At 61.5% G+C, this 13126-nt stretch carries 12 protein-coding genes; all 12 read right to left on the bottom strand.

Annotation, left to right across the window (positions count from 1 at the left end; genetic code table 11):
- Positions 1 to 65: 65 nt before the first annotated feature.
- Entirely contained in the window at positions 66 to 1154 is a 1089-nt protein-coding gene (locus tag ACI5KX_RS14675; RefSeq protein WP_406811498.1) for a hypothetical protein, read from the bottom strand.
- A gap of 58 nt (positions 1155 to 1212) precedes the next feature.
- A complete protein-coding gene (locus ACI5KX_RS14670; RefSeq protein WP_406811497.1) occupies positions 1213 to 1449 on the bottom strand; it encodes a hypothetical protein in 237 nt (78 codons plus the stop codon).
- Between the two features lie 40 nt (positions 1450 to 1489).
- Positions 1490 to 4213, bottom strand: a complete 2724-nt coding sequence (gene tssH / locus ACI5KX_RS14665) for a type VI secretion system ATPase TssH (RefSeq protein ID WP_406811496.1) — start codon at positions 4211 to 4213, stop codon at positions 1490 to 1492.
- Positions 4214 to 4236: 23 nt separating this feature from the next.
- Positions 4237 to 5265: a type VI secretion system baseplate subunit TssG gene (gene tssG, locus ACI5KX_RS14660; protein ID WP_406811495.1), complete on the bottom strand. Its 1029-nt coding sequence runs from the start codon at positions 5263 to 5265 to the stop codon at positions 4237 to 4239.
- Positions 5229 to 7085: a type VI secretion system baseplate subunit TssF gene (gene tssF, locus ACI5KX_RS14655; RefSeq protein ID WP_406811494.1), complete on the bottom strand. Its 1857-nt coding sequence runs from the start codon at positions 7083 to 7085 to the stop codon at positions 5229 to 5231. The genes tssG and tssF overlap by 37 nt, the downstream gene beginning before the upstream one ends.
- Positions 7085 to 7615 (bottom strand): type VI secretion system baseplate subunit TssE, encoded by a 531-nt coding sequence (tssE, locus tag ACI5KX_RS14650; protein WP_406811493.1) that lies wholly within the window; start codon positions 7613 to 7615, stop codon positions 7085 to 7087. The genes tssF and tssE overlap by 1 nt, the downstream gene beginning before the upstream one ends.
- 2 nt (positions 7616 to 7617) lie before the next feature.
- Positions 7618 to 8409, bottom strand: a complete 792-nt coding sequence (locus ACI5KX_RS14645) for a type VI secretion system accessory protein TagJ (RefSeq protein WP_406811492.1) — start codon at positions 8407 to 8409, stop codon at positions 7618 to 7620.
- Between the two features lie 25 nt (positions 8410 to 8434).
- A complete protein-coding gene (locus ACI5KX_RS14640; RefSeq protein ID WP_406811491.1) occupies positions 8435 to 8917 on the bottom strand; it encodes an Hcp family type VI secretion system effector in 483 nt (160 codons plus the stop codon).
- Positions 8918 to 8962: 45 nt separating this feature from the next.
- On the bottom strand, positions 8963 to 10453 hold the full coding sequence (gene tssC, locus ACI5KX_RS14635) for a type VI secretion system contractile sheath large subunit (protein WP_406811490.1): 1491 nt from the start codon (positions 10451 to 10453) through the stop codon (positions 8963 to 8965).
- A 67-nt stretch (positions 10454 to 10520) separates the two neighbouring features.
- A complete protein-coding gene (tssB, locus tag ACI5KX_RS14630) occupies positions 10521 to 11057 on the bottom strand; it encodes a type VI secretion system contractile sheath small subunit (protein ID WP_406811489.1) in 537 nt (178 codons plus the stop codon).
- Positions 11058 to 11146: 89 nt separating this feature from the next.
- Positions 11147 to 12175, bottom strand: coding sequence for an ImpA family type VI secretion system protein (locus ACI5KX_RS14625; RefSeq protein WP_406811488.1), 1029 nt, complete (start codon positions 12173 to 12175; stop codon positions 11147 to 11149).
- A 30-nt stretch (positions 12176 to 12205) separates the two neighbouring features.
- Positions 12206 to 12913, bottom strand: coding sequence for an OmpA family protein (locus ACI5KX_RS14620; protein ID WP_406811487.1), 708 nt, complete (start codon positions 12911 to 12913; stop codon positions 12206 to 12208).
- Between the last annotated feature and the right edge of the window lie 213 nt (positions 12914 to 13126).

The raw sequence follows: 13126 nt of genomic DNA, 5'->3' as shown, positions 1-13126 counted from the left end.
CGCGGATGACGCCGAAGCGGTCCATTGCAATCTTCGATGTGAGTTATCGGGATAACCGGCCTGGCTTATTCGATGACCCGCTCGACAAAGAAGTCGAAGAAGTCGTCGCGTACGGTGTAAAGGTCATCGCGCCACTGGCCGAGTACCTCCTTGGTGCCCGAATAAGCCGTCTTGCCGAGTTTCTCGCCGCCGAGCGAACCTGCGAGGGTGCCGGTCAGGACACCGCCGACAGTGATCGCAACGAAGCCCAGCCCTCCGGTGCTCACGCCGAATGCCACGACCGCAGTCCCCGCGAGCCAGCCCCCCGCTGCCGCACCGACCCTGCCGCCGACGAACGAGCCTGCCATCCCGGCTCCCTCCTCGCCCGCCTTGTCGAGCGCGGCCGCACCGCCATACGTATCGTACTCGGTGTAGATTTCGCTCGCGGTCGTTCCGAGCGAGACGATCTTCACCAGCTTGCCGCCGGTCTTCAGGTGCGACGAGATACCGCGCGCCTTGCCCGCGACATCCTCGATCTTCTTGAGCTCCTTGAGGTCCTTGCCGAGCCTGACCTGGTTCTTCAGCGCCTTGTGGCTGATCCCGAGCTGGTCCTTCAGACCGCTGCGGTTAGCATTGTCGATGAAGGCCGAACGCGAGGCACCGAGCTGCTTGTAAATGTCGCGCTCGATGAAGAGGCGATTGTAGAACTCCCCCGATTGCTTGTGGAAGTCGGCACCGAGCCGCGCAGTCGCCTCGTAGCTTTTGCGGTAATCCTCGAACAGGTCGGCGATCTTCGCCGCCCGGTCTTCGTAGACCGACAGCGCCTTTTCGGTCGTGATCAGCGCCGACTTGGTGCTGTCGTGCGTGAGCACGTCCTTCATCCAGCTGAAGTTCGCGTTGAATTCGTTGGGCGCAGGGTCTGCACGCTGGTTGCGGGTCTGAAAATTGGCTCGCGAGACCGCCTTGCCGACCATGCCCGGTTCGAGCCGAGGTCCCTCGACCAGGCTGGGCACCGCATACAGCTCGCCGCGCATCAGCCGGTCGGTCGGCTTCGAGAACGAATTGGCTTCCAAGAATCGGTTCGACACCTCCTTGTCGGCGCTGTGATAGCTCTGTCCGACGAGATCTTTCGCAGAACAGGTCGACTGCGCGGCAAGGAGGTAGAAATCGGTCATTCAATCGCCTCCTCTCGCATCGAACCCTGTATCCGCTGAACCCGCAATCCCCGCGCGATCAGCCTATCTTGATATCCTTGCGCGTTCGCGCTTGGATCTGCCTGCGCAATGGCTGGATTTCGCGGCGCATGAAAACCAGCGAGTCGAGACTCGATTTGTCCGCCTTGTCAGCGCATTCCTCCAGCATGTCGGTGAATTTCCGCTTCTGCGCCGGATCGAGGAAGGGGAGCTCATCGATCTGGTCCTGAATCGACTTGCAAAAATTCCCCAGCCTCTTGTCGAGCCAATCTGCCATTCGTTCCCCATTCAATTGCGTGTTTTGCCGACCCTCATTCTCACCCGAACTCGTATTCGAACCCGTGATCGCCGGCTTTCACTTCGATCTTCTTCACCTCGTGCCCGTCCATCTGCTTTTCGAGCAGCTGGACCGACATTTCGGGCAGCATCGTATTGGTCAGGATGTTGTCGATCATGCGACCGCCGGAATCTGCATCGTTGCAGCGTGAGACGATCAGATCGATGACGTCCTGCCCGTAATCGAATTCGATCTTGTGGTTGCCCGCGATCCGCTTGCGGATGCGGTTCAACTGCAGGTCGACGATCTTGCCGAGCATTTCTTTCGACAGCGGGAAATAGGCCTGCTGCACCGTGCGCCCGATCAGCGCGGGCGGGAAGACCTTGAGCAGCTCGGGCCGAAGCGCTGTCGCCATGGCCTCCGGTTCCGGCATCAGCTCGGGATCGGCCGCCATGTCCATGATGAGATCGGTGCCGACATTGCTGGTGAGCAGGATCAGCGTGTTCTTGAAGTCGATGTAGCGACCTTCGGCGTCGTTCATGAAGCCCTTGTCGAACACCTGGAAGAACATCTCGTGGACGTCCGGGTGCGCTTTCTCGATCTCGTCGAGCAGCACCACCGAATAGGGGCGCCGCCGGACCGCTTCGGTCAACACGCCGCCCTGGCCGTAGCCGACATAGCCCGCGGGTGCGCCCTTGAGCGTGGAGACGGTGTGCGCCTCCTGGAATTCGCTCATGTTGATCGTGATCATCGATTCCTCGCCCGCAAACAGCAGCTCGGAAAGCACCACCGCGGTTTCGGTCTTGCCGACGCCCGAGGGGCCGCACAGCATGAACACGCCGACCGGCTTGTTCGGATTGTCGAGCTTCGCGCGGCTGGTCTGGATGCGCTTGGCGATCGCGTCCATGGCGTGATCCTGCCCGATCACGCGTTGCTTCATGCGTTCGGCGAGGTCGAGCGTCGACTTGATCTCGTCCTTGACCATCCGGCCGACCGGAATGCCGGTCCAGTCGGCGACCACCGAAGACACGGCATCGCCATCGACCACGCCAAAGACCATCGGATCGTCGCCCTGCGCCTGGTCCAGTTCCTCGAGTGCGGCGGTGAGCGCCGCCATCGCTTCGTCTTCGCTCATTGCGGGCTCAGCGGTCTTCTCGGCTGGCTCTTCCTCGCCCTCCGCAGCCTCACAACCGTCGGCAGGCTCGGCTGGCTTCGAGGTCTTGCGCGCCGCGGTCAGCGCGTCACGCGCTTCGACAACCCTGGCCAATGCAGCTTTCTCGCCTTCCCACTTGGCTTCCGCCTCCTCGAGCGCCGCCTTGGCCTCCTCGATCTCAGCCAAGATTTTTTCGTGGCGGTCGTCATTGCGGTATTGCGCGCCGAGTTCGCGCTCGACCACCTCGCGCTCGACTTCGAGCAATTGCAGCTTGCGCGCCCGGTCCTCGACCCGCGCCGGGGTGGCGTGCTGCGACACGGCGACGCGCGCAGCGGCGGTGTCGAGCAGGCTCACCGCCTTGTCGGGCAGCTGGCGCGCGGGGACATAGCGCTGCGACAGGGTCACCGCCGCATCGACCGCTTCGTCGAGCACCACGATCTTGTGATGCTCCTCCATCATCGGCGCGATCGAACGGATCATCAGGATCGCCTTGTCACGATCGGGCTCGGCGATATCGACGGTCTGGAACCGGCGGGTCAGCGCCGGGTCCTTCTCGAAATACTGGCGGTATTCGGCATATGTCGTCGCGCCGATTGTCCTGAGATTTCCGCGCGCGAGTGCAGGTTTGAGGAGGTTTGCGGCATCACCCGTCCCCGCGGCCCCGCCAGCACCGACCAGCGTGTGGATCTCGTCGATGAACAGGATGATTGGGGTTGCCGACCCTTCGACCTCGTCGATTACCGACCGCAGGCGCTTTTCGAATTCGCCTTTCACGCTCGCCCCGGCTTGCATCATGCCGATGTCGAGTGCGCGCAGCGACACGCCTTGCAGCGCAGGCGGCACGTCGCCTTCCGCAAGGCGCTTGGCAAAGCCTTCGACCACTGCGGTCTTTCCGACGCCCGCCTCGCCGACGAGGATCGGGTTGTTCTGGCGGCGACGAAGCAGGATATCGACGATCTGCCGCACTTCGGCGTCGCGGCCGATAATCTCTTCGATCTTTCCGTCGCGCGCCTGCTGGGTGAGGTCGGTCGAGAACTGTTCGAGCGCACCGCCTTCGCCGGCTGGAACCTGTCCCGGTCCGGGCTCGCCCGTGCCGTCGCCCGCCTGAGTGGCCGCCCCGGCGACCTGAGTTGTTTCGGTCGAGCCCTTTGTAATACCTTCGAAATCACTGGAGAGCCGGTTGGCATCGATCTTCCGGAATTCGGAGCTGATGCCAATCAGCCGATCATACAGGCCCTGCGTCTTGAGCATTCCGAGCAGAAGATGCCCGGTGCGCATCTTCGCCGCCTGGAACTGAAGCGAAGCGTACAACCAGCCATGCTGGATGGCGTCTAGGATCTGCGGCGAAAAATCCGAAATCGACGTGGCCCCGCGCGGCAATGCATCAAGCGACGCGACCATGTCGCGCGACAGCTGCGTGTCGTCGATTTTGAATGCGGAGCGAATAGCCGCCAGGTCGTTCTGTGCATCCTGCAGCAGGATGTGCAGCCAGTGGACCAATTCGACATTGGGGTTTCCGCGCATCTTGCAGAACTGCGTGGCGCTTTCGATCGACTTCAGTGCGGTCGGATTCAAGCGTCCAAATAGTGCGGAACGGCTGATCTCAGTCATTAAATTTCCCCCTTCTTGCCTGGTCAGGTCCGCGAGCGGATCGCCGACCGGCGCAAATGCACGTCACTTCTCAAATCGTCATTCGCCGCATCCGCAGGCACTTGACCGACATAGGATGACCATCCCAGTCGCGACTGCCCGTCGAGCCGCGCCGGTTCGATCTCGGTTTGCGGAATGCACAGCGTGATGCTCCACTCGAGATGCGAAGGTGCCAGCGCATCCAGCGCTTCGGCCGCCACAGGAAACAGCCCTCCATCGGGCTGCAACCGCCGGAATTCCGACGCGTTGCGGGCGGTGATCCTCACCTCGAAACTGTCGGTGACGAGATAGGCCCGCCGACCCAGCACGGCCTGGCCGAGCTGATGATGCTGCACGCCGAGCCTTGTCTGGTCATCGGGATCGACATCGCGCTGGACCGGCATGAACTCGCGCAGCTCGATCGGCAGACCGAGCAGATGCCTCAGCCCTCCCTCAATCGCGCCCGCGCTGCGCCGCGAGGCGAACAGCGCTGCGTAATGGAGTCTGCTGGTCGCCGGGAATGCCGAGTTCTCGTCGGTGCCCTCGGTCGCCCCCGTCAGGCTGTCGACGAATCTCGCGAAATGGTCATGCTCGGGCCTGTCGGCCTGAACGGCCGGCTGTGATACCGCCCAGGCACGGTAAAACAATTGCAGGAACCGCCCGGCGAGCAGGTCGAGGAAGTCGCCGAACGGATATGTCTTGGCATACTTGCGCTCGTAGGCAGCAAATTCGGTGAAGTGCAGCGGGAGCGGGGACATCGGCCCCGTCAGACCGAGCCAGTACCCTGCCGCCTCGGCCCGGCCATCCTTGAGTTCCAGCTGGTCCAGCGTCGGCGCCGGAAAGCGGGTGTGCGGGATTTGCCGCAGCCGGACGATGTCCTGATTGGGAAGCTTGCTCCTGCCGACGGGCGCCTTGTCGAGCGCGCGTGCAGCCAGCCCGCGGACGAGTGCGAACAGGCTGAACTTGCGCGGATTTTCCGCAGCCCTCTGCGCAAAGGTCAGATAGGCTCGCGCTTGCCGATCCTTGGCGGCCATGCGGCTATCTCCCCTTGGAGTTTCGAGTTGAAGTGGGTCTCGGTGAAGGAATTGACCGTCACGAAGCCGCTCAGGAACTGTTCGATCACGGCGCCGAACAGGAACATGCGCGACTGATCGAAGGCGGCATCGTCGAGCTCGATATCGATCCGAAGCCCGCGCGCGAGCGCCATCCGCCCGATCCCCGGAACGCGCCGAGTCACGTGGCTGCCCTTGACCGAAACGATCCCGTCGATTTGCGAACGCATCACCGGATCCTCTGGGCGGCCATAAAGCGCCAGATGGTTGCGCAGCATCTCGCCGTCCTTGCCGCGCTCGCCGATCAACGTGGCGTAATTCGGTGTCAGGTGGCCGATGATACGCCAAGCGGCATCGCCGAGACCCAGCGGCGGAAGCGGCCGCGTTGGCGATCGCACGATCTTGATCCCGCGAGCGGGAATGCCGGGGGCCGTAAGATGGAAATCGCCCGAGACCTTGAGGTCCATCGGCAATTCGCGGTTGGTCACAAGCGCGCGCAAGGCGAGATCGTGGATGCTCTCGAGCCGGGCCGGATCGCCAGGGCTGGTGAGCGAGATGAACGTATCTGTCCCGATATAGTCTTCGCGGCCGCGCAGTCGCCGCTCCTTGCGAGATAGCTGCCGCATCCTGAGCCGCGTGGTGTAGAACAACGCCGAGCGGTAATCGTAGAGCAGCGAGCCGTAGGAATAGAGCGGCGCTACCTCGCGCGGGTTCTGGTTCTGCCGGTCGTAAGCCTCGACGGTCAGGAGCCGGAAGACCTCGAAATCGAGCGGTCCGTCGCGATCCGCCACGACCTTGAATTCGTGCTCGGTTTCACTGAACGGGATACGGCTCAGTTGCTTTTCGAACAGGTTGATCGCCGGAGTGGCGAATAGCCGGAGATTGCGCTCGCTGACCGACTGAACCAGCGTCTCCGACGAGCGCGAGAACAGGATCGTGATTTCCACCGCCTTGTCGGACAGCGCGAAGGCTTTCTGCAGCGAACGCAATTTGATGAAGCGAAACCGTTCGGGACAGGCGAAATATTCGGTGAGCGTGCGATAGGCGCCCAGCGTACGACCGTCATGCGGCAGCAGGGCGCATTCATCGCCAAAGCCATGCTGCACCGGCACATCCAACAGCGCGTACTGATCGCCTGTGGCATCGAGAGGGCGAGCCACCACGGCGATCGCCTCGCCGATCAGTTGGCGATAGAGTTCATTGGGCACGCCTTCGCCACCGTCGAGATATATCTCGAGCTCGTCCGCCGTGATCAGGGAAAGATCGAGCCCGTCCTGCGGTTCGATCCGGATCGTCAGGGCCGCTTGCGCGCGCACGCCCGCCTTGTCGGCATATCTGGCAGCAGCAGCGCGGCTCCCCATGTATTCGGCACCGGCTATCTTGAGTGGCCACAGGGTGACCTCCTGCCCGGTTTCGAAGGTGATCGGCGTCTTCGACTTTGCAGGTGGTTCACCAGTCAGCCGCGTCCGTCGGGGAATACGGTGCCCCGTCGTAAGCCCGGGGTCGCCCGCCGTGGGTTCGAAAGCGGCGATGCAGATCGAAGGAGTTGGTGAAAGGTAGTGTGGCTGCACCGCCTGAAGCAGATGCTGCGTGAACTCCGGGAACTGATCGTTGATCTTGAGGTGGACGCGGCTCGAAAGAAACGCGACGCCCTCCAGCAGGCGCTCGACATACGGATCGCGCTCGGTACCGCTGAGCCCCAGACGGGTCGCGACCGTCTCATGTTTTTCCGCGAATTCAAGCGATTGCACTCTCAAATATTCGAGCTCGGCTTCATAATATTCGATCAGCCGAGGGTCCATTATTCGCGCACCTCCACGGTCTGGCTTTCAAGGTCGATATCGGTGCGCAGACGCAGCGGCATCAGCTGCGGACCGCCGAGGATTTCACCTTCGATCAAGAAGCTGACCTTGCCAGGACTATCACCGCGCCCCTGGGGCTCGACCCGTAGCGTGTTGGGATCGATACGCGGTTCGAACCGGCGGATGGCGCTGCGAATTTCGCGGGCCTGTTCGCGCTCGGATTCGCGCCCATGCGAGCGCCCGGCGAAGTCGCGCACACCGAAATTGACCACCGAGTCCCTCACCCGGGGATAGCCTTCGAGATCGCACGCGGATTCAAAGGAAATGGTGTTCAGCAACCAGGCAAGGTCGCGAAGGACCGATGCCCTGAGAGACTTTTCCGTAAACCGTTCGACATTGGCGACCGCGAAATTGCGGAAATCCTCGCGCGCTACGGTCGGCATGTCAGCATCCGCCGAAAGACCGCCGAAGTCGTTGCCGGATACCAGCTTGTCAAAAATGGTCGGCGTTAGGCGGATCTTGACTGGCATGGTCACTCCGCACGGAACTGGATCTCGCGCAGGTGCTGCAACGGCACCTCGGATTCGTCCGAGAAGGCGAACAGGCGATGGCCGAGCGGATACTCGGAATCGCCATCGCCGACCCAGTCTGTGGTCACCCCGCGAACCACTGCGGCATCGTCGGATTTCTCGCTGCCCGGATATCGGACGGGGATGAAGCCAGCGACGCGAGCGCCTTGCTTCATGCCGAATTCCGCCTGGATCCAGATCGTGTCGCGAAGATCCACCGGTTCGGTGATCGAAAGGCTTTCGAGAGCGTCGAAGGGCATCAGGCCATAGCGACCGGCTATGATCGCTTCGGTCACCGGGCCAAGGCGCGGATCGGCATCGGCGATCCATTCGAATTCGAGCCCCTGATCGGTTGTCCCTGCGCTCGTCGGAGCGGCATCGAAAGTCTGTCCGTAAAGCGCGTCGGCATCGCCCTGTCCGCTCTGGCGAGCCTGCAGTGCTTTCGCGAGTGTCTCTCCCCATTCGTTCTTGGCGAGCACGGAAACCTCAGCGGTTCCGGCGAACACTTCCGCCCGCTGCGCTTCGGCATCGATACATTGCGAATAGGCGACCGCAAGCATCCGGGCTTCCGGTTCGAGCTTGGCGATCGTCTCCAGCTGCGCCTTGGCACGCTCCCACTCGCCCAGCAGCGAGCACATCTGGAACAGGAACATGCGAACCCGGAGATCTCCCGGATTCGCACGCACCTCTTCGATCAGTTGCTGGCGCGCACCGGCAACGTCGCCGGCGGCGAGCAATTCATCAGCCTTTGCCATAGCCTGTGCAGGCGGCCGGAGCCGCTTAGCCGCCCTTGTTCAGCAGGACGTCGAAGAAGCCTTCGACCTTGCCCTTGGACGTGCCCTTCTCGTCGCGCTGGTCGTAGATCTGACGGATCTTGGCATAAGTCAGGCTGCCGCTCTCGTCAGCCATCGACGATGCCGAGAAGCTGTAAGTGTTCACCACGACGTTTTCGAGTTCGTACTTCAGGAAGTCGATCTTCTTGTCGTCGCCGACATTCGACTGGAACGAAATCGTGACTTTGGGAATGACTTTGCCGGTGGCGCAAGCCTTGAACAGCGAGACCGAGGTCTTGTCGACTTCCTTGGTGAAGGCGATGTCGGCCATTGTGGCCTGACCCTTCGACACGGTCTTCGACGCGTTGTTGTACGAGGACGAGTTGAAAGCCGAAAAGCTGCAGCTCGTCAGTTTGATCTCATTCTCGTGGCCGTCATCCGTGGCTTCGCCTTCGATGCCGTCTGGCTTCATGAATACCGAGACTTCCATACTATTTCTCCATCACATTGGTATTTCTTGGGGCGCCCAGGAGGATTATCCTTGTCCCTGGGGAAGCTGCGACACCATGCTTACGCTCACGTCCATGCCTTCCAACTGGTGGTGCGGCACGAACAGGAAGCGACTCTTGTAGTAGCCCGGATTCTCCGGATCCGGTTCCACGGTCACGTCTGCTCGCTTCAACGGCAGGCGCGCCTTGGTTTCTTCGCTGGCGGAATCGGGATCCGCCGTCACATACTGGTGGACCCAGTCGCTGAGGTCCGCCTGCAATTGCGGCCCTTCGCGGGTCCCGCCGACCCAGTCGCGAACCATGCACTTGAGGTAGTGCGCAAACCGGCAGCTTGCGAACAGATAGGGCAGGCGCGCCGCGAGCCGCGCGTTCGCGGTCGCGTTGGGATCGTCGTATTTCGCCGGCTTGTGGCAGGTCTGGGCCCCGATGAAAGTCGCATCGGTCGTGCCCTTGCGGTGGATCAGCGGCAGCAGGCCGAGATCCGAAAGCTCGGCCTCGCGACGATCCGAGATCGCGACTTCGGTCGGGCACTTCTGGTCCACACCGCCTTCGTCGGTCGGGAAGGTCGCCATCGGAAGGTCGGTCACTGTGCCGCCCGATTCCACACCGCGGATGCGTGTGCACCAGCCATATTCGCGGAACGCCTTGTTGATGTTGACGCCCATCGCATAGGCCGAGTTCACCCACAGGTGCTTGTCGTGCTCGCCGTTGGTAACCTCGTCGAATTCGAATTCCTCGATGGGGTTGTCCTTGGCCGAATAGGTCGCGCGGCCGAGGATACGCGGCATCGTCAGCGCGAGATACTTGCTGTCGTCGGACTTGCGGAAGGCATTCCACGCCTGGTGCTCGGTGGTGTCGAAGCGGTTGGCAAGGTCGCGCGGGTCCGAAACTTCGGTCCAGTCGTCCATCCCGATCAGGTTCGAATCCGCTGCCGCGATCATCGGCGCGTGCGCCGCTGCGCCGATGCGGGCCAGGCCCTTCATGACGTTGAGGTCTTTCGATGAGTGATCGAATTGCAGATCGCAGACGAAGGCGCCGTACGGAACGCCGCCTAGCTGGCCGAATTCGCTCTCGTAGATCTTCTTGAACAGCGGGCTCTGATCCCAGGCCGTACCGCGATACTGCTTGAACATCGAAGAGAGTTCCGCGCGGCTGATATTCATCACGCGGATCTTCAGGTCCTGGCCGGTCTCGCTGTTCGAAACGAGGTAGTCTAGCCCGCGCCAGGCGGATTCGAGTTCCTGCAATTCCGGGTGGTGCAGGATCGCATTCATCTGCTGCGAGAGCTTGCGATCGATTTCGGAAACCATCCGGTCGACGGTCGAAAAGACGTCGTCGCCCATCTTGACCGCGCCCGACAGCGCCTGCTGCGCGAGCGTCTGGACCGCTTCCTGGATCTTGTCTTTGCTTTCGTCTGAGCGCGGTTTGAAATCGCGCTGAATGAGCTCAGCGAAATCGTCGAACTCGATCGCTTCCTGGCCTTGTTGTTCCTCGAGCTTGCCCGGATCTGTCGCCATTTATTCCTCCGTGTCCCGCCGGTGTGGCCGCATTCCCGATGCCGCCGCCGACGTCCTCAAAATGATCTTACTCGTCGCCTTCGGCGTCGGATGCGGCTTCTTCGGCCTCTTCGCTCTTGGCCTTCGCATCGCTCAGCGCTTTCAGCAGGTTCTCGTCCTTGAGCACCTTGTCGAGCAGTTCGGTCGCGTTCTGCTTGCCATCCATCATGATCAGCAAGTCGTTGAGCTGCTGGCGGGCTTCGAGCAGCTTTGCGAGTGCAGGGACGTTCTCGGCGATCTTGCCGGGATCGAAGTCCTCCATTTTCTTGAAGGTCAGGTCGACCCCAAGCTTGCCCTCGCCTTCGAGTTCGTTGTCGACCAGAAAGGCTGCGCGGGGCGCAATCGCCGCCATGCGCTTGTCGAAATTGTCGACGTCGAACTCGGAAAACTCGCGATCCTTAAGATCTTTCTTGGCAACTTCACTCTTGCCGGAAAGATCGGACATAACGCCCATCACAAACGGGAGCTCGACCGACTTGCGGGCACCATACGTTTCTACATCGTATGAAATATGCACACGCGGCGACCGATTCCGACTGATGAATTTCTGGCCTGAATCCGACATTATATTTCCCCCCAATCATAGCCTCTGACGATGTTGCAATGCGACAACTTCGAATCGTCAGGGGACTCGCGTTAAGCGTTCAGCAAGTATCACCACTCTTCATCCCGACGTTCAAGCAAAACATTTTTTGCCTCGTCGACGCTGCCCGGCACGATGTCGGCCAGGATTTCCATGAAATCCTTTGTCACCCAACCGCGCAAACGGCCGGCTGCGACCTTGACCGGATGCCCCGGTTCCGCCCGCGCATAATATTGTTCGATCGCCGATAGCGCCTTCAAGACGTCGTCGCGCGATTTGATCGAGCCGCTGAAGGCGGGTCCATCCGCGCCGCCGCCCGATCCGGGATCGGCCGACGCCTCGTCACCATCGGCCGCCTCGCCATCTTCCCCGGCATCCAGGCCGGCCAGCTTGCTGAACGCGGTCTGCACGACACCGATGAAGTCTCTCGTGGTCGAAAAGTCGGGGACTTCGCCCTCACCCTTTTCCTTCAATGCGGTTTCGATCCGGTCGATCGACGAACTGTAGGACCCGAGCAGATCGACAATCGCGGTCTTGGCCTCGTCGTCCATCTGGTCGAGCATGCGCATTACATCGGGATAGGAGTCCGATGAGGCGCCCAGGTCTTCCGCTTCGCGGAGCTGGTCAGCCGTGACTCGCGAACGCCCATCATCGATGATCGGCAGTTCGAGAAACGGCAGCGCAAACGCACCGCGCTTGGCCAGGTCCTCGAAGATCAACGATCGGCCCGCCGGACCATAATCGCTATCGGGCGTCGGATGGACCGTATCCCAATGCTCTTCGAGCAACCCAGCTGCAAATTGCAGCCCTCGGTCAACCACCTCGGGGTCGCGCACAACGAAGCCGCAACGCGCATAGGAAACCCCTAGGAACAGATCCTTGGTCTTCTCGCTCAGTTCCTCGATCAGCTCGAGCAATTCGTCCCAGTCGACAGCAGCCGGCTCGACATCGCCCTCGTCAAGTTCGACGACGCGGGCATCGATCGGGAAATTGATCTCGAAAGCAGTCCGAAGCCGATCGAATTCGATGCTTTCATCCATGTCCTCGCCGCTCGGAGCATCCTCCGAGACGGGAGCCAACAACTCTTCAAGTGTCTTCACTGCAGCGATCCATCCCCCCCTTTGGACCGATCAGTCGATTACGACCGCTTCGACCCTGCGATTGATGCCGTCATTTGGCTTGTTGCTGTCTTTCAGCTGCTCCTCGCCATAGCCGACCGCTTCGAGCTGGCTCGGCTTGACCCCCTCGGCAATCAATGCCTGACGCACGGCTTCCGCGCGCTTGGTCGAAAGCTCTTTGTTGAATTCCTCGTCGCCGGTCGCATCGGTGTGGCCGGCGATCATCAGGCGCAGCTCACCGCCTTCCGCGTTCGGCATCGAAAGCACCTGCGCCAGTTCCTTGATATCCTGGCGAGCGGACGGAACGAGGCGATCCGAATTGCGCGCGAAGGTCACGAACAGGTCTGCGCTTCCCTTGACTTCCTCGCTGACGTCCACGGCCTTTTCTACGGTCGTCCGGGTGCGGCGCTGCCCGACGGTCGAAGGCACCGGCGCCCTGCGCTCGGTCGCGCGCCGGACTTCACGCCGGGGCGTGGTCGAAGGGGCGGTCGAAGTGGAAGTCGCCTTGTTCTTCAGATCGCGGAAGCTGCCACCGCGGGTTTCTTCATTGTCGATGCCGCCATCATCCGAAGTGACGGTTTCGCCGCAAATACCGACCAACTGGCAGCGAAGCTCTGCGACGCGCGCAGGATCGACATCCTGCTCATCCATCCCGTTGGCGGCCACGCCCGGCGCTGCAAGAGCAGCGGTCGCAGCGATCATCATGACACGGTACTTCATCGTTCGACTCCACAAAATGGCCCTCCGCCGCAGCGGGGGGAACCGTTGGAATGCGACCTGACGGGATCTTTTCAGATATCTCTTTATCTTGTGCAGGAGGTAACATCTTGTTTATCTACTGACAAGCCGAACGACACGGGTCCGTCCCTCTTTAGGACAGAGATCCGGGCAGGCTCCGGGTTGCAGAACACAGCGTTTCCAAGGGAGCCGGGT

This window comes from Erythrobacter sp. GH1-10, from assembly GCF_045363165.1.
Classification (GTDB): Bacteria; Pseudomonadota; Alphaproteobacteria; order Sphingomonadales; family Sphingomonadaceae; genus Erythrobacter.
Note: the sequence above shows the minus strand (reverse complement) of the source record. Positions and strands in the feature narration are given on the sequence as shown.